General features: G+C 71.4%; 17 protein-coding genes and 3 pseudogenes. 8 read left to right on the forward strand and 12 right to left on the reverse strand.

Annotated elements, in window-relative coordinates; translation table 11 throughout:
• Positions 1-62: 62 nt before the first annotated feature.
• The 7 genes and pseudogenes from AS97_RS22260 to ssd form a co-directional block, all read right to left on the reverse strand.
• A pseudogene (locus AS97_RS22260) lies at positions 63-377 on the reverse strand (Rv3654c family TadE-like protein); the annotation flags it as partial.
• Positions 374-748 (reverse strand): annotated as a pseudogene (locus tag AS97_RS22265) (TadE family type IV pilus minor pilin); the annotation flags it as partial. The pseudogenes AS97_RS22260 and AS97_RS22265, both read right to left, overlap by 4 nt.
• A 223-nt stretch (positions 749-971) precedes the next feature.
• Positions 972-1,169, reverse strand: coding sequence for a DUF4244 domain-containing protein (locus AS97_RS22270; RefSeq protein WP_059142404.1), 198 nt, complete (start codon positions 1,167-1,169; stop codon positions 972-974).
• 136 nt (positions 1,170-1,305) lie between these two features.
• On the reverse strand, positions 1,306-2,145 hold the full coding sequence (locus tag AS97_RS22275) for a type II secretion system F family protein (protein ID WP_210565514.1): 840 nt from the start codon (positions 2,143-2,145) through the stop codon (positions 1,306-1,308).
• Entirely contained in the window at positions 2,135-3,061 is a 927-nt protein-coding gene (locus AS97_RS22280; protein WP_059142402.1) for a type II secretion system F family protein, read from the reverse strand. The genes AS97_RS22275 and AS97_RS22280 overlap by 11 nt, the downstream gene beginning before the upstream one ends.
• Positions 3,058-4,224, reverse strand: a complete 1,167-nt coding sequence (locus AS97_RS22285) for a TadA family conjugal transfer-associated ATPase (protein WP_086711609.1) — start codon at positions 4,222-4,224, stop codon at positions 3,058-3,060. Before AS97_RS22285 ends, AS97_RS22280 begins: the two co-directional genes overlap by 4 nt.
• The gene (ssd, locus tag AS97_RS22290) at positions 4,221-5,330 is read right to left on the reverse strand and encodes a septum site-determining protein Ssd (RefSeq protein ID WP_210565515.1); all 1,110 of its coding nucleotides are present in this window, start codon (positions 5,328-5,330) and stop codon (positions 4,221-4,223) included. Before ssd ends, AS97_RS22285 begins: the two co-directional genes overlap by 4 nt.
• 454 nt (positions 5,331-5,784) lie before the next feature.
• On the opposite strand from ssd, the gene AS97_RS22295 reads away from it, so the two are divergent.
• The gene (locus AS97_RS22295; RefSeq protein ID WP_059142394.1) at positions 5,785-6,621 is read left to right on the forward strand and encodes an HAD family hydrolase; all 837 of its coding nucleotides are present in this window, start codon (positions 5,785-5,787) and stop codon (positions 6,619-6,621) included.
• A 298-nt stretch (positions 6,622-6,919) separates the two neighbouring features.
• Here AS97_RS22295 and AS97_RS22300 read toward each other — a convergent pair whose 3' ends face one another.
• Positions 6,920-7,747 (reverse strand): hypothetical protein, encoded by an 828-nt coding sequence (locus AS97_RS22300; RefSeq protein WP_059142393.1) that lies wholly within the window; start codon positions 7,745-7,747, stop codon positions 6,920-6,922.
• Positions 7,748-7,849: 102 nt separating this feature from the next.
• Between AS97_RS22300 and AS97_RS22305 the strand changes: the two genes are divergently transcribed.
• On the forward strand, positions 7,850-8,875 hold the full coding sequence (locus AS97_RS22305) for an ATP-binding protein (RefSeq protein ID WP_059142392.1): 1,026 nt from the start codon (positions 7,850-7,852) through the stop codon (positions 8,873-8,875).
• Here AS97_RS22305 and AS97_RS22310 read toward each other — a convergent pair.
• Positions 8,845-10,062, reverse strand: a complete 1,218-nt coding sequence (locus tag AS97_RS22310; RefSeq protein WP_247204463.1) for a hypothetical protein — start codon at positions 10,060-10,062, stop codon at positions 8,845-8,847. The genes AS97_RS22305 and AS97_RS22310 overlap by 31 nt on opposite strands.
• Before the next feature lie 604 nt (positions 10,063-10,666).
• Between AS97_RS22310 and AS97_RS22315 the strand changes: the two are divergent.
• From AS97_RS22315 to AS97_RS47535, 6 genes and pseudogenes are all read left to right on the forward strand, one after another.
• Positions 10,667-11,578 (forward strand): annotated as a pseudogene (locus AS97_RS22315) (carbonic anhydrase); the annotation flags it as partial.
• Positions 11,579-11,692: 114 nt separating this feature from the next.
• Complete coding sequence (gene acs / locus AS97_RS22320) at positions 11,693-13,654, forward strand: acetate--CoA ligase (RefSeq protein WP_210565517.1); 1,962 nt, start codon at positions 11,693-11,695, stop codon at positions 13,652-13,654.
• A 251-nt stretch (positions 13,655-13,905) separates the two neighbouring features.
• On the forward strand, positions 13,906-15,297 hold the full coding sequence (nhaA, locus tag AS97_RS22325) for a Na+/H+ antiporter NhaA (RefSeq protein WP_210565518.1): 1,392 nt from the start codon (positions 13,906-13,908) through the stop codon (positions 15,295-15,297).
• Between the two features lie 129 nt (positions 15,298-15,426).
• On the forward strand, positions 15,427-15,888 hold the full coding sequence (locus AS97_RS22330) for a phage holin family protein (RefSeq protein ID WP_059142389.1): 462 nt from the start codon (positions 15,427-15,429) through the stop codon (positions 15,886-15,888).
• Positions 15,885-16,811, forward strand: coding sequence for an alpha/beta hydrolase (locus tag AS97_RS22335; protein WP_210565519.1), 927 nt, complete (start codon positions 15,885-15,887; stop codon positions 16,809-16,811). The genes AS97_RS22330 and AS97_RS22335 overlap by 4 nt, the downstream gene beginning before the upstream one ends.
• Positions 16,812-16,954: 143 nt before the next feature.
• The gene (locus AS97_RS47535; protein ID WP_078642266.1) at positions 16,955-17,158 is read left to right on the forward strand and encodes a hypothetical protein; all 204 of its coding nucleotides are present in this window, start codon (positions 16,955-16,957) and stop codon (positions 17,156-17,158) included.
• Between the two features lie 159 nt (positions 17,159-17,317).
• Here the strand turns inward: AS97_RS47535 and AS97_RS22340 are convergent, their stop codons facing one another.
• The 3 genes from AS97_RS22340 to nth are packed head-to-tail and all read right to left on the reverse strand — an operon-like array spanning position 17,318 to position 20,082.
• Complete coding sequence (locus AS97_RS22340) at positions 17,318-18,517, reverse strand: MarP family serine protease (protein ID WP_059142387.1); 1,200 nt, start codon at positions 18,515-18,517, stop codon at positions 17,318-17,320.
• A gap of 12 nt (positions 18,518-18,529) precedes the next feature.
• The gene (locus AS97_RS22345) at positions 18,530-19,216 is read right to left on the reverse strand and encodes a CoA pyrophosphatase (protein WP_174887386.1); all 687 of its coding nucleotides are present in this window, start codon (positions 19,214-19,216) and stop codon (positions 18,530-18,532) included.
• Entirely contained in the window at positions 19,213-20,082 is an 870-nt protein-coding gene (gene nth, locus AS97_RS22350) for an endonuclease III (RefSeq protein ID WP_210565520.1), read from the reverse strand. Before nth ends, AS97_RS22345 begins: the two co-directional genes overlap by 4 nt.
• Positions 20,083-20,161: the final 79 nt, after the last annotated feature.

The following is a 20,161-nucleotide window of genomic DNA, read 5'->3' on the forward strand; positions in this document are numbered from 1 at the left end:
CGCTCCCCACCGCCCGGCGCCGACGGCGGTCCGGTGACGGGAGTGCCCGCGGGCCCCGCCCGCGCCCTGGCCCGGAGGGTGAACGGGCCGGTGTGCACCTCCGCCGTGAGATCCGCGATCTCACCGCTCAGGGCGCATCGCACCACGCGCGCCCCCTGGGCGGAGGCCACCCGCCGGGCCAGACCGCACGCCGTACGCGCCCCTTCCAGGCCGTGGTCGGCCGCCGCGAGCGCCGCCAGGTCGGCGGCTCCGCCCGCCCGATGGCGCGCCACCATGGCCTGCCCGGCCGCCAGTACGGCCGCGAACACCGCGCACAGGGCCGTCGCGGCCAGCGCCGCCCAGACGGTGGCCGACCCCCGGTCGTCCGTCCTTCTCACGGGACCGCCTCCCGGGCCGCACGACCCGCGTCCACCGCGCCCACCGTGTCCTCGGCGAGCGCGGCCGCCTCGCCGCGCAGATTCACCGCCAGCGGGCCGGGACCGACGGCATGGGTCCGGACCCGCACCCGCACCAGGTCTCCCTCCTGCCACAGCTCGACCCGCGCTCCATCGGGTGCGGCCGAGCGGGCGGCGGCCATCGCGTCCGCTCTCGGCTCCGAACGCGCCGCCGCCCTCGCCCCTGCCCTGGCCGCGTCCACGCACTGAAGCTGCGCGGCCGCGGCCATCAGCCCCCAGATCAACGTCAGGGCGAACAGCGCCAGCACCGGCAGCGCGACCGCCGTCTCCGCCGTGACAAAGCCGCTGTCCCGCCCCGTGCGCTGAGTCCTCGGGGCGCCCCGGTGTCCTAGGACGCCACGGGCCCTCGGGACTGCCTGGGTCCGTGGGAGGCCACAGGTCGTCGGGAGGCCATGGGTTCTCGGGAGGCCCGGGGTTCTCGGGGCGCCCCGAGTCCTTGCGAGGCCCCGGAGCCTTGGGACGCCCCGCGCGCCGCTCCTGGCGCGCGGGCCCGTCAGCTCCGCCGTCCCCGGCGCCTCAGAACTGCGCATCGAGCGCCCGTCCGATGACCGACTGCAGCGCGCCGCTGACGGTCCCGCTGGTCACCACCTTGTAGAGCACCGCGGCGAAACCGCATGCCGCGATCGTTCCCATTGCGTACTCGGCGGTGGCCATGCCCGCCTCGGCCTTCGCACGCGCCGCCGCGTACCGCCGTACCCACCACTGCTTCACCATGTCGGCCCCCTGTCCTCTCCGCGGTGTCACTGACCGCGGTGCCTCGTTGGTCGTTCGTCGTTCGCCGTGCTGTTGTCGTGCCGCTGTCGTTCGCTGGTGTGGTTGGTGCTGGTGTGATTGGTGGTCTCGCCGGTGTTCAGGGGCCGTCGCCCATCAGGCCGCGGGCCAGCCCGATCATCACCGGGGCCAGGCCGACCAGCAGGAACGCGGGAAGGAAGCAGCCCGCGAGCGGTGCGTTGACCAGCACACCGGTGCGGTCGGCCCGTCTCATCGCCGCCCGCCCCTGCACGGCCCTGCATTCGGCCGCCAACCGGGACACCGGCTCCACCGCCGGAGCGCCCGTTGTCCCGGCCCGTTCCAGGGCGCGCGCCAGTCCCTGCGCTCCGGGCAGAGCCCCGATGCGCCCCCAGGCATGGATCGGTTCGCCTCCCAGCCGCAGCTCCGCCGCGGTCTGGGCAAGCCGCTCGCCGACCGGGCCGCCGAGCGAACCTCCCACCGCCTCCGCCGCCTTCCGCGGGCCCGCTCCGGCCGCCAGGCAGGCGGTCAGCAGATCGGCGGCCAGCGGGATCTGGCGCGCGGCGAGGGCCTCGAGGTGCCGGTCACGGCCGGAGCGCCCGGCCGTCGCGCGGCGGTGCCGCTGCCAGCGCCAGAGGCCCCAGGCCGCGGTGAGCCCCAGCACCCACCCCGGCGGCCCTCCGACGAGGACGACGGCGATCGTCACAGCGCCGCCCGGCGCGGCCCAGAGGGGCAGCGCGCCCGCAGTGGCCCCGGCGCGCCAGCGCCGCCACGGGGCCCTCCTCGGCCGCCCGGGCCGGGCCCGCCTCGGCCGCCCGTCCTCCGCGCCCGGAAGCAGCGCCGCCAGCCGTCGTCGGACGCCCCGCTCCCCATGGGCCTCGACCATCGCCATCACCGTGTACAGGGCGGCCGCCAGGAAGGACAGCGAAATCCCCAGGCTGTGGACAACTTCAGCGCTCATCGGCCACCGGCCGCCCCGGCTCGCGCGCCGCCCGCACCATCCGGCCGGTCCACACCAGGCCCGCCCACTCCAGCAGGCCGCCCACCAGGAGGCAGCTCAGCCCGGTCGGGGTGTGCAGCAGCTCATGCAGCGGATTGGAGCCCAGCAGCCCGCCCAGCACCAGCCCGACGACGGGCAGCACCGCCAGTGCGACGGCGGTGGCCTTGGCCCCCGCCAACTTGGCGTCCAGGCTCTCCCGTTGGTCCCGCTCGGCGCGCAGCGCCGCCGCCACCCGGTCGAGACCCGCCGCCAGCCCCGCTCCCTCGTCGACCGCCACCTGCCAGCAGGCCGCGACCCCGGTCAGCCCCTCGGCACCCGGCAGCCGGGCCACCCTCCGCAGCGCGTCCGGCACTTCACCGCCGAACCGGGCCGCGGCCGTCACCAGCCCCCAACGCTCCCTCAGGTGCCCCGGGTCCACCGCCAGCAGCGCCTCGCCGGGATGCCGCCCGGCCCGCAGCTCGCCCGCTACGGTGGCGCAGAGGTCGATCACCCCGGCGGCGCGCCGCACGCGGTCCCGCTCACGTCGCCGGGACCGCAGCCACCGGCCGACGACCGGAGTGGCCACCACCGCCCCGAGCAGCGGCAGAACCGACGAGCCCAGCAGCGCGATCACGCATCCGACCGGCAGACACAGCAGCTCACGCCCCATCCGCCCGCCGTACCCGACCCGCCAGCGCTCCCGCAGCCAGGCGGTCGTCTCGGACAGCCGCCGCACCGGGTCGGGCCTCGCCTGCTCGACGGGTCCGCCGCCCGCGAACAGCACCCTCACCCGGCGCACCTCCCGGTCCCGCCCGGCGAGCAGCCATACAGCCGCCCCCGCGCACAGCATCGCGGCACACAGCGCCAGCGCCCCCTGGTCCACTCCCGCGCCCGTCATGCCGCGCCTCCGCCCCGTGCGCACAGCCGCTGGAGCCGCTGCCAGCCCACCGCCCGTTCGAAGCCTTCCGGGCTCCAGACGGCCGCGGGGACAGTTGTGACGAAGCCCGCCCGGTCCCGGTCCAGCACATGCAGCTCGGCGATCCTGCGCCGCCCGCCGCGGTCCCGCACCAGATGGACCAGGACTGACAGGGCCGCCGCCAACTGGCTGTGCAGCGCGGCCCGGTCCAGACCCGCGGTCGAGCCGAGCGCCTCCAGCCGCGCGGGAACGTCGGCCGCCGTATTGGCGTGCACGGTGCCGCAGCCGCCCTCATGGCCGGTGTTCAAGGCCCCCAGCAGATCGGTGACCTCGGCGCCTCTCACCTCTCCGACCACCAGCCGGTCGGGGCGCATCCGCAGCGCCTGCCGCACCAGATCCCGCAGGGTGACCTGGCCTCGACCCTCCTGGTTGGCAGGGCGGGTCTCCAGCCGGACCACATGCGGGTGGTCGGGCCGCAGCTCGGCCGAGTCCTCGGCGAGGACGATCCGCTCCCGCGGGCCGACCAGCCCCAGCAGGGTGCTCAGCAGCGTTGTCTTGCCCGAGCCCGTGCCGCCGCTGATCAGGTAGGACAGCCGGGCGTCCAGCATGGCCCGCAGCAGAGGCGCGCCGCCCGGCGGCACCGTCCCCGCCGCCTCCAGCTCCGCGAGGGAGAACGCCCGGGGGCGCACCACTCGCAGCGACAGACAGGTCGAGCCGACCGCGACCGGAGGGAGCACCGCATGCAGCCGTGTCCCATCCGGCAGCCGGGCGTCCACCCACGGCCGGGCGTCGTCCAGCCGCCGCCCGGCCACCGCGGCGAGCCGCTGCGCGAGCCTGCGCACGGCGGCCGCGTCCACGAAGGTGACGGCTGTGCGCTCCAGCCCCGAACCCCGGTCCACCCACACCTCATCGGGGGCGGTGACCAGGACGTCCGTGACATCGGAGGCGGCCAGCAGCGGCTCCAGGGGCCCGGTGCCGACCAGCTCCGAGCGCAGCGCCTCCACCACCCCGAGCACCTCGGTGTCGCCGAGCAGCCGCCCCTCCTCACGCAGGGCCGTCGCCACCCGGGCGGGCGTGGGCTCCGCGCCGCTCCCGGCGAGCCGCAGCCGCACCGCGTCCAGCAGATCCGGCGATACGACACTCATGCGGTGACACCTCCCTCGTCGGCGAGGGCACGCGCCCAGAACTCCGCGCAGAACCGGCCGAGCGGTCCGCGGGGGCTGCCGCCCGGGGGCTCCCCGCCCTCGAACGCGTCCGCCAGGCCGGGCTCCGGCGGCAGCTGTCCGGCCAGCGGCAGCCCGAGCAGCCCCGCGATCTCCTCGTCGCCGAGCTCCGGTCCGCAGGGGCCTCGCACCACCGCGCGCAGGTCCCGCAGCACCATGCCCACCGTGGACGCCACCCGGTGGGCGGCCGCGACCGCTCGCAGCTCCGCCGGGACGACCAGCAGCCCGAGGTCGATCTGGGCCAGGGCCTCGGCCGCCGCGTCGTCGACGCGGCGCGGCAGATCCACCACCACGACCCCGCCGCGCCGCCTGGCCGCGGCCAGCACCGCCCGCATCGCGGAGGGCGGGATGACGACCGAATCGCCGCGGTCCCAGCTGAGCACCCGCAGCGCGTGCAGCTCCGGCAGCGACTCCTCCAGAGCGCTTCCGGCGACCCGTCCCCGCGACTCGGCGAAGGCAGGCCATCTCAGCCCCTGCGCGCCCTCGCCGCCGAGCAGCACATCGAGCCCGCCGCCCAGCGGATCGCCATCGATCAGCATGGTGCGCCGACCGGAGCGGGCCGCGGTGACCGCCAGGGCGCAGGCGAGAGTGGAGGCGCCGGCGCCACCGCGGCCGCCGATGACCCCGATGGTCAGGGCCTGTCGGCCCACGCCCTCGGCGACATCGGCGAGCCGGTCCACCAGCCAGGTCTCGGCATCGGGCAGGAACGCCACGTTGTCCGCGCCGAGCGCCACCGCCCGCCGCCAGATGCCGTGGTCGTCCAGATCGCGCCCGATGAGCAGCACCCCTTCTCTGCGGGCCCGGTCGCACAGCCGGGCGGCCGAGTCGTCGCCGACCAGAATCAGCGGAGCGGCCTCCCAACTGCCCTGGCGGGTGAGTGCGCCATGTGCCACTTCCGGTTCGGCTCCGGCCGCCGCGCACAGCCGCAGCAGATCATCGAGAAGCTCCTCGTCCTCGGTGACGATGAGCGGTCTGCCCCGTTGTCCTTCGGCCGCCGAAGGGCGTTCCGGTGTGATGGATGCAGCCACGATCCCCTCCCATATCCGTTACGCGCTCTCACTCCCGCGAACAGCGAGTGCGAGCACCGCGGAGAATCACCGTGCTGCGATCCAGAAAATCTTGGGGATCTTGGTCCAAAACTGTGGACAACTCATCACTTGTGAATATCCCAGTCACCTAAAGCAGTGACTTCCGGAGAGCAGCCTAGCGATTACGCACGGTTACCTCTCATGCTGTGGAGAGGCGGGGCCACACGGGCCCGAGGGGGAGGAGCAAGATCTCGTGAGAACGCCGAAAATGCGTCCGGACATGCGACGACCCCCGCCGGGGGGGAGAGCGGGGGTCGTCCCCACGGCCGACTCGGGGGGGGGAGGAGTCGGGCCGGGTTAGCACGGTCGCGAACGATCCGTGACTTCCATGGTGTACCCGAGAGCCTTCTCAGGCAAACCCACGCGCCTGAGCTTACGCCGAATGGTGGGCCCTATGCTCGGCGTCGTGGAAAACCACTCCTTGCCCCGGACAGCCGCCTTCTTTGACCTGGACAAGACGGTCATTGCGAAGTCAAGCGCGTTCACCTTCAGCAAGTCCTTCTACCAGGGTGGTCTGATCAACCGCCGCGCTGTACTACGTACCGCCTATGCGCAGTTCGTCTTCCTCGCCGGGGGCGCCGATCACGACCAGATGGAGCGGATGCGCGCGTACCTCTCGGCGCTCTGCCGCGGATGGAATGTCCAGCAGGTGAAGGAGATCGTCGCCGAGACCTTGCACGATCTGATCGACCCCATCATCTACGACGAGGCCGCCTCGCTCATCGAGGAGCACCACACCGCCGGCCGCGATGTGGTGATCGTCAGCACCTCCGGGGCGGAGGTGGTCGAGCCGATCGGTGAGCTTCTGGGTGCGGACCGCGTGGTGGCCACCCGCTTGGTCGTCGAGGACGGGGTGTTCACCGGAGAGGTGGAGTACTACGCCTATGGCCCGACCAAGGCGGAGGCTATCGCCGAGTTGGCGGAGTCGGAGGGCTACGACTTGTCACGCTGTTACGCCTACAGCGATTCGGCGACCGATCTCCCGATGCTGGAGGCGGTCGGCCACCCTCATGCGGTCAACCCGGACCGGGCACTGCGGCGCGAGGCGGCGGCCCGCGGCTGGCCGGTGCTCTCCTTCAACCGCCCGGTCCGGCTGAAGCAGCGCAGGCCCTCGCTCTCCATGCCACCCCGCCCGGTGCTCGCCGTGGCTGCGGCCGTCGGCGCGGCCGCCGCCACTGCCGGGCTGGTGTGGTACACCAATCGGCGCCGCGCCCTTTATGCCCGCGTTTAGGGGTTATAGCAAAGATCTGCGGCGAGGGGTTCCGCTTGGCCTCTCGCAGGAGTACAAAGGAATCGACGGCCCGCGAGACCAGGGGTATCCGGGAGGAAACCCTCAGACGCCAAGGCCCCACGGACCGAGCACAGATGCTGAGCACCCACGCGACGTCGACCCGTCGATTACGGGCCAGCCGCACCAGGTGACGGGCAGAAGTTCCCGACCTGATGGGCGAATGAGATTGCACGCATGGTAACCCGGTAGCTGTGCCAGCGGCGGTACCCACGGGTGCCGCCGCAACTCTTGTCGGGCGTCAGGCCGCCCCGCGCTGCAGGGCCTCACAGACCGCCGTGGACTCCCGCACCCCGAGCTCAACCGCCCGTCCGCAATGTGCGATCCACACCGCCATGCCCTCCGGCGTTCCGGACGCATAGCCCTCCAGCGCCGCCATGTACGGCGCGACGCCCAGCTCCGCGTACCCCACCTCGGCCGGGCAGATCGACTTCGGATCGAGGCCGCTGCCGACCAGCACGATCCGTTCGGCCGCTCGCGCCACCAGACCATTGCGGGAGACAAAGGGCCGCAGAGCGAGCAGTTCACCATGCACCACCGCCGCCGTCACCAGCGCCGGAGCCTCGCTGCCCGCGAGCAGCAGCCGGGCCAGCCCATCGAGCCGCCCCGCCACCTCGTCCGCGTCCGGCAGCGGCAGATCGGACCCGATCAGCGGCTCGTCCACCGGCTCACCCGACTGCCGGGGGCGTCCGACCCCCTCGTCGCCCTCCACCCCGCCCGCCGCGACCAGATGCAGCCGGGCCAGAACACGCAGCGGCGACTGACGCCAGATGCTCAGCAACTGCCCCGCCTCGGCGGTCAGCCGCAGCGCCGCCCCTACCGTGCGCGGCTCACCCTCGGCCCCGAAGTCGGTACGGCGGCGCACCTCTTCCAGCGCCCAGTCCGCACCGGCCAGCGCGGCGGAGCCTCGCGCCCCGCGCAACGCCGCCTCGGAGGTGACCTCATTGCTGCGGCGGCGCATCACCCGGTGTCCGTAAACCCGGTCCACCGCGTTCCTTACGGCGTTCACGGACTCGGCAACACCGGGCAGCGCGGCCAGGGCGGCGAGCGGATCAGCTGACGTACTCATGAGTACGACACTACGCACACCGCACCCGGCCCCCCTCGTTGGAGTGGTGTTCTTCACGTAAATCCCGCATGGTCCGCGATCACTCACCTACGCTAGGTGAACATGAAGATCGCTTTCGTAGGCAAGGGTGGGAGCGGCAAGACCACGCTGTCGTCGCTGTTCATCCGCCATCTCGCCGCCGCCCACGCCCCTGTCGTCGCCGTCGACGCCGATATCAACCAGCATCTGGGCGTTGCGCTCGGACTCGACGAGGCGGAGGCCGCCGCGCTGCCCGCCATGGGCGCCCATCTCCCGCTGATCAAGGACTACTTGCGCGGCACGAACCCCCGGATCGCCTCCACCGAGACCATGATCAAGACCACTCCGCCGGGCGAGGGGTCGCGACTGCTGCGGATCGGCGAGGACAACCCCGTCTACCAGGCATGCGCCCGCACCCTGCGGCTCGACGACGGGGCGGTGCGGCTGATGGCGACCGGCCCCTTCACCGAATCCGATCTCGGTGTCGCCTGCTACCACTCCAAGGTCGGCGCGATCGAGCTGTGCCTGAACCATCTCGTGGACGGGCCCGGCGAGTTCATCGTCGTCGACATGACGGCGGGCAGCGACTCCTTCGCCTCCGGCCTCTTCACCCGCTTCGACATGACGTTCCTGGTGGCCGAGCCCACGCGCAAGGGCGTCTCCGTCTACCGCCAGTACAAGGAGTACGCTCGCGACTTCGATGTGGCGCTCCGGGTGGTCGGCAACAAGGTGCAGGGCCCGGACGACCTGGAATTCCTCCGCGCGGAGGTGGGCGATGACCTCCTGGTCGCGTTCGGCCACTCCAATTGGGTCCGGGCGATGGAGAAGGGTCGTGCGTCCCGGTTCGAGGAGCTTGAGGAGACGAACCGCGACGCGCTGCGGGCCCTGCGGGACGCGGTGGACGCCTCGTACGAGCGGCGCGACTGGCAGCGGTACACCCGTCAGATGGTGCACTTCCACCTCAAGAACGCGCAGAGCTGGGGGAACGCGAAGACGGGTGCCGATCTGGCCGCCCAGGTCGACCCTGCCTTCGCTTTGCGGGAGTTCACGCCGGAGGAGGGTTCGGCGGCTGCTCCCGCTCAGGGCACGGCCTGCTCGGCGGCCAGGTAGCCCTTCCAGCCGCCCGGCGGCCGCTTCCCGACGTCCAGCACCCGCAGCTTCTCGAGGACACGGGGGTTCTGCGCGTCCAGCCAGTCGGCCAGCTGCTTGAAGGAGACGCAGCGCACTCCCTTGCGCGGGCACACCTCCTTGATGACGTCCTCCACGGCGCGCATATACGTTCCGCCGTTCCAGGACTCGAAGTGGTTGCCGATGAACAGCGGCGCCCGGTTGCCCTCGTACGCCCGCTCGAAGGCGGCGAGCAGGCCGTCGCGCATCGGACGGCCCCAGGTGGAGCGCTTGGGCCGCTTGCCCGCCTTCTTGCGCGGCTTGTTGGCGAGGAAGTTGTAGTCCATGGAGAGCGTCTCGAACGAGCGGCCCGGTACGGGGATCTGCTGCAGCGGGAAGTCCCAGATCCCGTGGATCTTGCGAGGCCAGATCCGCAGCCCGCCGGGCGAGCTCGCGTCATAGCGCCATCCCAGCTTCGCGGCCGCCCGGATCAGCTTCTTCTGCCCCTCCAGACAGGGCGCACGGCTGCCGATGAGTTCCTTGCCGTAGTCGAAGGGGAGCGGTCTCTCGTGCTCCAGACCGGAGTTGGTCTTCCAGTTCTCGACGAACGACTCGGCCTGCTGGATCTCGCTGGTCCCCTGCCGCACCGACCAGCTGCCGACTCCGCGCTTGCGTCCGCAGAAGTGGCCGTTGAAGTGGGTGCCGATCTCATTGCCGTCCAGCCAGGCGCCGCGGAGCTGCTCCACCGTGGCCTTGATGCCCTTGACGTCGTTGAAGCCGATGGACGAGGCGCCGCGCCGGTGCTTGGGCGGATCGTAGAGATACCGCTTCTCCGCGGGCAGCAGGTACACACCGCTGAGGAAGTACGTCATCGTCGCGCCGTACTTCCTGCCGACCGCGCGGAAGTGGGAGAACAGCTTGTGTCTGCCCTGGCCGGCGCCGTCCCAGGAGAAGACGACGAACTGCGGTGGTCTCTCGCCCGGTCCAAGCCGCTCGGCCCTCGGCTGATGGGGCTGCGGGCCGGTGTCGGAGGTCGATCCGTCGCCGATGAGCCGTACCGCCTTCGGGGCCTTGTCAGGGTGGTTCGGTGCCCCCGGACCCTTCTGAGGGCCGTCACTGTCGTGGCGCGGGCCCGCGGTGCCGCTCGGTCCATGGGTCTGGGCGGAGTCCCCTGAGCAGCCGACCGGCACGGAGAGCGCCTGGCTCGCATACCGCCACCTCGCCCCTCGTGTCCGTGCTGTTTCCAGGAGTTCCGGCCGGATGGGAGTCAACCTCGCACGGACCGAGGAAAAGACAGAGGACGACAAGGCGTTTTAAATGACTATTCACCCTATAGGGGGAATAGCGGCCTCCTCTCTCCCAAAAGGCTTCCCAGTGACTTTACTCAGCATTACGATTCATTTACTAACACTTGGGATTCAGTACCGCAGTACGCCGTGACCCACGGCCGCGCCCCTATCCGCGACCGAAGCCCCGGAGGAGACGGGAATGTTGAAGCTCTTGGACGGGATCCACCGGGTCTGCCGCCGCAGACCCGGAGATCTCTCCGCCTCGGCCATCCTCTTCCTGTTCGCCGCCTCCCTCTCACTGGTCGTCCCCCCGGCCTCACTGGGCATCGCATTGGCCCGCGGCGCCTCGCTCCGAACCGGTCTCACGGCCGCCGTCGCGGCCCTTGTGGCCGCCCTCCTCGCGGTGACTCTGCTCACGGCGCTCCACCGGTCCTCGGGCTACGGGCGGGCGACGGCCGATGGACGGCCGGCGCGGCGGATCGTGGAAGCGGGCGGCGCCCGGGCCTGCCGGCCGTGGACACCTTGGCGTGATCACCACTGCACCCGTCCAGCCGCGGCGGCCTCGGGCGCCGACGAGCACGTAGGCGGTCAGCTGCTCGGCGGGGTGAGCGCATTCCAGCGCCATACGGCACCGCTGGTCCGCGACGAGCTGGCCCGGCTGGCGCGAGAGGGGCAGCGACCCAGCCAGCTGTTCCTCACCTGCGCCGACTCCCGCCTGGTGACCAGCATGATCACCTCCAGCGGCCCCGGCGACCTGTTCACCGTGCGCAATGTCGGCAATCTGGTGCCACCATCGGGCGCCGATGGCTCCTGCGACTCGGTGGGTGCGGCGATCGACTATGCGGTGGAGGTGCTGAAGGTCAGCAGCATCACGGTGTGCGGGCACTCCGGATGCGGTGCGATGCATGCGCTGCTGGGCTCATCGGCGCCGACCCGGCCGCCGTCCCAGCCCGGCGCCGGGGCATCAGCCGGCGGCGACCCGACGCCGCTGGAGCGCTCGCCACTGGAGCGCTGGCTGCGCCACGGCGGACCGGCGCTGGCGCGGATGGAGCGGATCGGTCGACTGGGGCGCGGCGAGGTCGCCCTGTCGAGCCGGCCGATCGCCGACGATGTGGAGCGGCTGGCGCTGGTCAATGTGCGACAGCAGCTCGACCATCTGATGGACCACGCCTGCGTGGCACGGCGGGTGGCGGAGGGCGGGCTGGCACTGCATGGCATGTATTTCCACGTGGCGGAGGCGCAGGCGTACGTCCTGGACACGGGCTCGGGGAGATTCCTGCCCGTCCGTCCGGACCATGGCACGCCCCTGTCCGCCTGCGTCGGCACCCCGGCCCCCACCCAGGCCGGAAGCGATCATTCCGGCATCACGGAGCGGGGAGGCGGCCCCGTCCAGGGGGCCCTGGAGCTGGGGCGGTGAGATAGACCATGACAGGTCTAAACCAATTTTCGGCGACAGCCCTTGTCAGGGTGTGCCGTTGGCTGATGAGCTATGGCCTGGGACACAACGGACACCCTGGGAATGGGAGATGTCGTGAGTAACGAGAGCCTGGCCAACCTTCTTCGGGAGGAGCGTCGCTTCGCGCCGCCCGCCGAGCTGACCGCGAACGCCAATGTCACGGCCGAGGCGTATGAGCGGGCGAAGGCGGACCGCCTGGGCTTCTGGGCCGAGCAGGCCCGTCGGCTGTCATGGGCGACCCCGCCGACCGAGACACTCGACTGGTCGAACCCGCCGTTCGCGAAGTGGTTCGCCGACGGCAAGCTCAATGTGGCGTACAACTGCGTCGACCGGCATGTCGAGAACGGTCTGGGCGACCGGGTGGCGCTCCACTTCGAGGGCGAGCCCGGCGACACCCGCTCCCTCACCTATGCCGAGCTGCAGCGAGAGGTCTCCCAAGCGGCCCACGCACTGACCGAGTTGGGTGTCCAGTCGGGCGACCGGGTCGCCATCTACATGCCGATGATCACGGAGACCGTGGTCGCGATGCTGGCCTGCGCCCGCATCGGCGCCCCGCATTCGGTGGTCTTCGGCGGCTTCTCGGCCGACGCTCTCGCCACCCGCATCCAGGACGCCGATGCCCGCGTCATCATCACCTCGGACGGCGGCTACCGACGCGGCAAGCCCTCCGCGCTCAAGCCCGCCGTCGACGAGGCGCTCACTCGGCCCGGCACCGAGAACGTGCGCAATGTGCTGGTCGTCCGCCGCACCGGCCAGGAGGTGGACTGGCACGAGGGCCGCGACGTCTGGTGGCACGAGATCGTGGAGCGCCAGCCGGAGCAGCACACCCCCGAGGCATTCGACGCCGAGCACCCGCTGTTCATCCTCTACACCTCGGGTACGACCGGAAAGCCCAAGGGCATCCTGCACACCTCCGGCGGCTACCTCACCCAGGTCTCCTACACCCACCACGCCGTCTTCGACCTCAAGCCGGAGACCGACGTCTTCTGGTGCACCGCGGACGTCGGCTGGGTCACCGGCCACTCGTACATCGTCTACGGCCCGCTCTCCAATGGCGCCACCGAGGTGCTCTACGAGGGCACCCCGGACACCCCGCACCAGGGCCGCTGGTGGGAGATCGTCCAGAAGTACGGGGTCACCCTCCTGTACACCGCCCCGACCGCGATCCGCGCCTGCATGAAGTGGGGCGACGACATCCCGGCCAAGTTCGACCTCTCCTCGCTGCGCATCCTCGGCTCCGTCGGCGAGCCCATCAACCCCGAGGCATGGGTCTGGTACCGCAAGCACATCGGCGCGGACACCACGCCCGTCGTCGACACCTGGTGGCAGACCGAGACCGGCGGCATCATGATCAGCCCGCTGCCGGGCATCACCGCGACCAAGCCCGGCTCGGCCCAGGTACCGCTGCCGGGCATCGCCGCCACCGTCGTGGACGACGAGGCCAATGAGGTGGCGAACGGCCATGGCGGCTATCTGGTGCTCACCGAGCCGTGGCCGTCCATGCTCCGCACCATCTGGGGCGATGACCAGCGCTACCTGGACACCTACTGGTCCCGCTTCGACAAGCGCTACTTCGCGGGCGACGGCGCCAAGAAAGACGACGACGGCGACATCTGGCTGCTCGGCCGGGTCGACGATGTGATGCTGGTGTCCGGCCACAACATCTCCACGACCGAGGTCGAATCGGCGCTCGTCTCGCACCCCAAGATCGCCGAGGCGGCGGTCGTCGGCGCCACCGACCCGCAGACCACCCAGGCCATCTGCGCCTTCGTCATCCTGCGCGGCGGCGCGGCCGAGGGCGATGGCCTGGTCGAGGAGTTGCGGGCGCATGTCTCCAAGCAGCTCGGCCCGATCGCCAAGCCCAAGCGGATCCTGCCGGTGGCCGAGCTGCCCAAGACCCGCTCCGGCAAGATCATGCGCCGTCTGCTGCGCGATGTCGCGGAGAACCGCGCGCTGGGCGATGTCACCACGCTCACCGACTCCTCCGTCATGGAGCTGATCCAGAGCAAGCTGCCCTCCGCCCCCAGCGAGGACTGACCCGACCCACCCCAGGACCGGCACACCACAGGCGCCACAGCCACTAAAGGCGCCACATCAGCGACAGGCACCGCATGAGCACCACATGAGCGAGGGGCGTTCCCGCCAGGCGGGGGCGCCCCTCGCCGTGATGGCCGCAGGTGGCTGTCGCATAAAAATTACGACAAGATGAGGGGCAGGAGCGCCGGGAAGTCTGGTCGGCATACGCCACACGTGTATCCGCACCACCGACCCACCCAGGAGGCCCGCCTGTGGCCGCGCCCACCAGCCGCAAGTTCCTCGGACGCCTGCCGCTGCCCGAGCGGACGTTCGTCACCGACGCGCTGCGCACCGAGACCGTCGGCGGTGTGATCCTCCTCATGGCCGCCATCGTGGCGCTGATCCTCGCCAACACCCCGCTCAGCGGCCTCTACGGCGACATCAAGGACTTCTCCTTCGGCCCCCGGGCGCTGCATCTGCACCTCTCGGTCGCCTCCTGGGCCGCCGAGGGCCTGCTCACGATCTTCTTCTTCGTCGCCGGTATCGAGCTCAAGCGCGAGTTGGTCGCGGGCGAGCTGCGGGACCCCAAGGCGGCCGCGCTGCCCGTGATCGCCGCCGTCTGCGGCATGGCCGTGCCCGCGCTCGTCTATGTCGCCGTCAGCGCGAGCGGCGGCGGCAGCCTTGAGGGCTGGGCCGTGCCGACCGCCACCGATATCGCCTTCGCGCTCGCCGTACTCGCCGTGCTCGGCACCGCCCTGCCCGCCGCGCTGCGCGCCTTCCTGCTCACCCTCGCGGTCGTGGACGACCTCGGCGCCATCCTGATCATCGCGATCTTCTTCACCCAGCACATCAACTTCATCGCCCTGGGCCTGTCCGTCGCCGCGCTCGTCCTCGTCTGGCTGCTGCACCGCAAGGGCGTCCGGACGGCCTGGATCCATCTCCCGCTCGCCGTGGTGGTCTGGGCGCTGATGCACGCCAGCGGTGTGCATGCCACCATCGCCGGCGTCGCGATGGGCCTGATGCTGCGTTGCACCGTACGGGAGGGCGAGGAGCGCTCCCCCGCCGAGCGCGTCGAGCACCGGCTGCGCCCTGTGTCGGCGGGCGTGGCGGTGCCGCTGTTCGCCCTGTTCGCGGCCGGGGTGCCGCTCTCCGGCGGCGCCCTGGCGGATGTCTTCTCCAGCCCGGAGACTCTCGGCGTCGTCCTCGGCCTCGTCGTGGGCAAGTCCGTCGGCATCTTCGGCGGCTCCTGGTGCGCCGCCCGCTTCACCAAAGCCGAGCTGAACGAGGATCTGGCCTGGGCCGATGTTGTCGCCGTGGCCGCCCTCGCCGGAATCGGCTTCACCGTCTCCCTCCTCATCGGCGAACTCGCCTTCCCCGCCGATCCCACGCTCGCCGGGGAAATCAAGGCGGCGGTCCTCATCGGCTCCCTGACGGCCGCCCTGTTCGCCGGCATCCTCCTCAAGCTGCGCAACACCACGTACCAGCGGCTGTGCCAGGAGGAGGAACGGGACGAGGACATGGACGGCATCCCGGACGTCTATGAGCTGGACAGCCCCGAATACCACCTGCGGATGGCCGCCATTCACGACGCAAAGGCCGCCGAGCACCGGCGGCTTGCCGAAGTGGCCGCCGCAAACGACTCCGGCGACGATGGTCCGGCATGATCTGAGAGGCTTGACGCCCGCAGAAATGCGCAGAAGACGTAGCAAGCACAGACGACGTACCAAGCGAGACGTACCAAGCGCGGACGGCGCAGCACGAGCGAAGACGCACAAGAGCAGAGGGAGATGGCGATGAGCGCAGCCGACGACGGCGGCAACCGCAGCCTCGGCCAGCTGGTGGCGACCGCGACCACCGAGCTGTCGGCGCTGATGCACGACGAGATCGCGCTGGCCAAGGCCGAGCTCCGAGTGGGGGCCAAGAAGGCCGCGGTCGGCAGCGGCGCGGGGATGGCGGCCGGGGTGCTGCTGCTGTTCTCGCTGCCGGTGCTGAGCTTCGCCCTCGCCTACGGCATGCGCGCCTGGACCGGCCTCGGCCTCGCCTGGTGCTTTCTGATCGTGGGCGGTATCTACTGGCTGTTCGCCGGGATCCTGGGGCTGCTGGCGCTGTTGAAGTTCAAGAAGGTCAAGGCCCCGAAGCGGTCGATCGCCTCGTCCAAGGAGAGCGCCGCCGTGCTGGGGAGCGTCAAGCCGCATCCGCGTGCCGAGAGCAATGGCGGACGCTCCGTGCGGGATATGACACGCTCGTCGGCATGACCGTCCCTGATACCTCCGCGTCGGTCGTACGGCTCGACGGCCCCTGGACCCACCGGGATGTCGCGGCCAACGGCGCGCGCTTCCACATCGCCGAGCTGGGTGACGGCCCGCTGGTGCTGCTGCTGCACGGCTTTCCGCAGTTCTGGTGGACCTGGCGGCACCAGCTGCCCGCGCTTGCCGACGCCGGCTACCGCGCGGTCGCGATGGATCTGCGCGGGGTGGGCGGCAGCGACCGTACGCCCAGGGGCTACGACCCGGCCAACCTCGCCCTCGACATCACCGGTGTGATCCGTTCGCTGGGTGAGCCGGACGCCGCGCTCGTCGGCCATGACCTGGGCGGATACCTGGCGTGGACGGCCGCGGTGATGCGACCGAAGCTGGTGCGGCGGCTCGCGGTGGCCTCGATGCCGCACCCCCGCCGCTGGCGCTCGGCGATGCTGGCGGACGTCAAGCAGAGCGCGGCCAGTTCCCACGTGTGGGGCTTCCAGCGGCCCTGGCTGCCCGAGCGCCAGCTGGTCGCGGACGACGCGGCGGCCGTGGGGCGGCTGATCCGGGAGTGGTCCGGGCCGCGACTGCCCGAGGACGAGGCCGTGGAGGTCTACCAGCGGGCGATGCGCATCCCCTCGACCGCGCACTGCTCGATCGAGCCGTACCGCTGGATGGTGCGGTCGCTGGCACGGCCGGACGGTTTCCAGTTCAACCGGCGAATGAAACGGCCGGTGCAGGTCCCGACCCTGCATCTGCACGGGTCACTCGACCCGGTGATGCGGACCCGCAGCGCGGCGGGCTCCGGGGAGTATGTCGAGGCCCCCTACCGCTGGCGGCTCTTCGACGGGCTCGGCCACTTCCCGCACGAGGAAGACCCCCGGGCCTTCACCTCTGAGCTGATCAACTGGCTGAAGGACCCCGAACCCGACCGCTGAACGGCGTCGGTCGTACGCATTCCGACCGCGCGACGACGGTTGAGCGAACATCTGTTTTTCGAACAGCCAATTGCCTGGAGCATAGGCCAATTGCCGCAGCCACCGGCGATTACGGACCTTGGGTCAGGGGCAGACACCGAGGTATGGGCTGGACGCACGACTACCGTGACGCACCAAACAGCCGCGGCCCCCAGGCCGCCGCTACCGCCAATGCCGCGCTGAGTGTTTCCGAGCGGGGCGGCTCCGGGCCTACCCAAGGCCATGACCCGAACCTCGGGATTCCCCGCATCATCCGCCGCCGGGCCCGGTGGGTCTCGGCGCGGTTGCGCCATCCACGCAGCCGCTAGCAGTACCTCCGGCGCGGCCCGGGGCCCCGGCGACACCGGAAACCCCTGGTAGCACGCTCGGTACACCGGATCACCCCGCTCTGGAGGGCCTCTCCGCTCTGGAGGGCCACACTCCGCCGGGCGCATCCGCTCCGGAGGGCATATCCCTCGGCCACCGCGCTAGAGGGCACACCCCTGGCTGTCCACCGGCTGGTCGGCCGTACGCCCCTTCTCGATGTCCTCGCTCACCTCGTCCGCCGTCAGCGCGTACCCGGTGTTGGCATCGTCGAGGGACTTGGCGAAGACCACGCCGTACACCCGCCCCTGCGGGGTGAGCAGCGGACCGCCGGAGTTGCCCTGCCGCACGGTCGCGTACAGCGAGTACACATCGCGGTGCACGGTGGAGCGGCGGTAGATGTCGGGACCGTTGGCCTCGATACGGCCGCGGACGCGGGCGGCGCGCACATCGAAGGCGCCGTTCTCCGGGAACCCGGCGACGATCGCGCCGTCACCGGAGCGCGCGTCGTCCTGGGCGAACTGGAGCGCCGGGGCCTGCAGCGAGGGCACATCGAGGACCGCGATATCGCGCTTCCAGTCGTAGAGCACGACCTTGGCGTCGTACAGCCGGCCCTCGCCGCCTATCTGTACGGTCGGGTCGCTGACGCCGCCAACGACATGGGCGTTGGTCATGACCCGGTTCGGTGCGAAGACGAAGCCGCTGCCCTCGAGGACCTTGCCGCAGCTGGGGGCGGTGCCGACGACCTTGACGATGCTCTCCTGCGCCCGCGTGGCCACCGGGGACTGGGCGAGCGCGGGATCGGGCTGCGGCACCGAGGTGATCGGCTCGTTGGCGAACGGCGAGAAAACCTGCGGGAAGCCGTTCTGTGCGAGCACGGACGAGAAGTCGGTGAACCAGGTGTTCGCCTCGTCCGGAACGACGCGGGAGACCCCGAGCAGCACCTTGGAGTCACGGACCTCCCTGCCCAGGGTGGGAAGCGAGGTCTGCGCCACCAGGGAGCCGATCAGCCAGGACACCAGCAGCATCGCCAGGACGTTCACCAGCGCGCCGCCGGTGGCGTCCAGGGCGCGCGCCGGTGACCAGGTGATGTACCGCCGCAGCTTGTTTCCCAAGTGAGTGGTGGCGGCCTGGCCGACCGAGGCACACACGATCACCAGGACGATCGCCACCACGGCACCGACCGTGCCGGGGGATGTCTTGCCGGACGTGCCGTCCCATATGAGCGGCAGCAGATAGACCGCGATCAGCCCACCCCCGATGAACCCCGTCACCGACAGCACGCCGACGACGAAGCCCTGGCGGTAGCCGACGACCGCGAACCATACGGCGGCGAGCAGCAGCAGGATGTCCAGCACATTCACCGGAACACCGTCTCACGCGCGCCAGTCGAGTGAGACGTGCTTGGCGCGGTCCCAAGGTCGCTCCCACCCCGCGAAATGCAGGATGCGATCGATCACTCCGGCGGTGAAGCCCCAGACCAGAGCGGATCCCACCAGGAAGGCGGGCCCCTGGTGGCCGCTGGGGTGGACGGTCGTGGCCCGGTTCGCCGGGTCCGTGAGATCCGCCACGGGAACCGTGAAGACCCGGGCCGTCTCGGCCGGGTCCACGGCCCCGACCGGGCTGGGCCGGCGCCACCAGCCGAGCACCGGGGTGACGACGAAACCGCTCACCGGGATGTAGAGCCGCGGCAGCACCGCGAAGACCTGCACCCCCGAGGGGTCGAGCCCCGTCTCCTCCTCGGCCTCGCGCAGCGCCGCGCGCAGCGGGCCCTCCTCGTCCGGATCCCCGTCCTCCGGATCGAGGGCACCGCCCGGGAAGGAGGGCTGGCCGGCGTGCGAGCGCAGCGAGCCGGAGCGCTCCATGAGGAGCAGCTCCGGGCCGTCGGCGCCCTCGCCGAAAAGCACCAGCACGGCGGAGGGGCGGCCGCCGCCCTGCGGGGGCGGCAGGAACCGGCTCAGCTGACGCGGCTCGATCGTCTCGGCCAGCCGCGCCACCGGCAGCAGCCACTCGGGCAGCCCATGGGCGCTGACCTCCACGTCCCCGCCGTACGTGCTCGTCACTCGGCGGCTCCCAGGGGGGCGGCGGGACGGCCGGGGTAGTCGGACGGCGGGCGCAGGCGCTGGCCCGGCTGGCCGCCCATCTCGTACTTCAGCAGCTTCTTCGCCTTGTCCGGGTCGGTCTCGCCCTCCCCGTACGCCGGGCAGAGCGGGGCGATCGGGCAGGCGCCGCACGCGGGCTTGCGGGCGTGGCAGACGCGGCGGCCGTGGAAGATGATGCGGTGCGAGAGCATCGTCCACTCGCTCTTGGGGAAGAGCGCGGCGATCTCCGCCTCGACCTTCTCGGGGTCCTCCTGGGCGGTCCACTTCCAGCGCCGCACCAGCCGCCCGAAGTGGGTGTCCACGGTCAGGCCCGGCACCCCGAAGGCATTGCCGAGCACCACATTGGCCGTCTTACGGCCGACACCGGGCAGGGTGACCAGATCCTCGAGCCGGCCCGGGACCTCGCCGCCGAAGCGGTCACGGAGGGCGGCGGACAGGCCCAGCAGCGATTTGGCCTTGGCGCGGAAGAAGCCGGTCGGCCGGATCAGCTGCTCCAGGGCCTCCGGGTCGGCTGCCGCCATGTCCTCGGGCGTCGGATAGGCGGCGAAGAGCGCGGGGGTGGTCTGGTTGACCCGCAGATCGGTGGTCTGGGCGGACAGGACCGTGGCCACCAGCAGCTGGAAGGGGCTCTCGAAGTCCAGCTCGGGATGGGCGTACGGATACACCTCGGCGAGCTCGCGGTTGATGCGCCGGGCACGGCGGACGAGGGCGAGCCGGGACTCGGGGCGGGCGCCCTTCGAGCCCTTGACCGATTTATGCGGCTTCGCGGCTTCTGCCGACTCAGCGGACCCTTGTTCGCCCACAGCGGAATTACGAGGTGCGGTCACCCGTCCGGCCCCCTTGCCCTGTGCTCTCACCGGCGTATTGGACACCCGGCCAGCCTAAGCCCACCCACTGACATCCGCC

The sequence above is a fragment of the Streptomyces sp. AgN23 genome (genome assembly GCF_001598115.1).
Classification (GTDB): Bacteria; Actinomycetota; Actinomycetes; order Streptomycetales; family Streptomycetaceae; genus Streptomyces; species Streptomyces antimycoticus.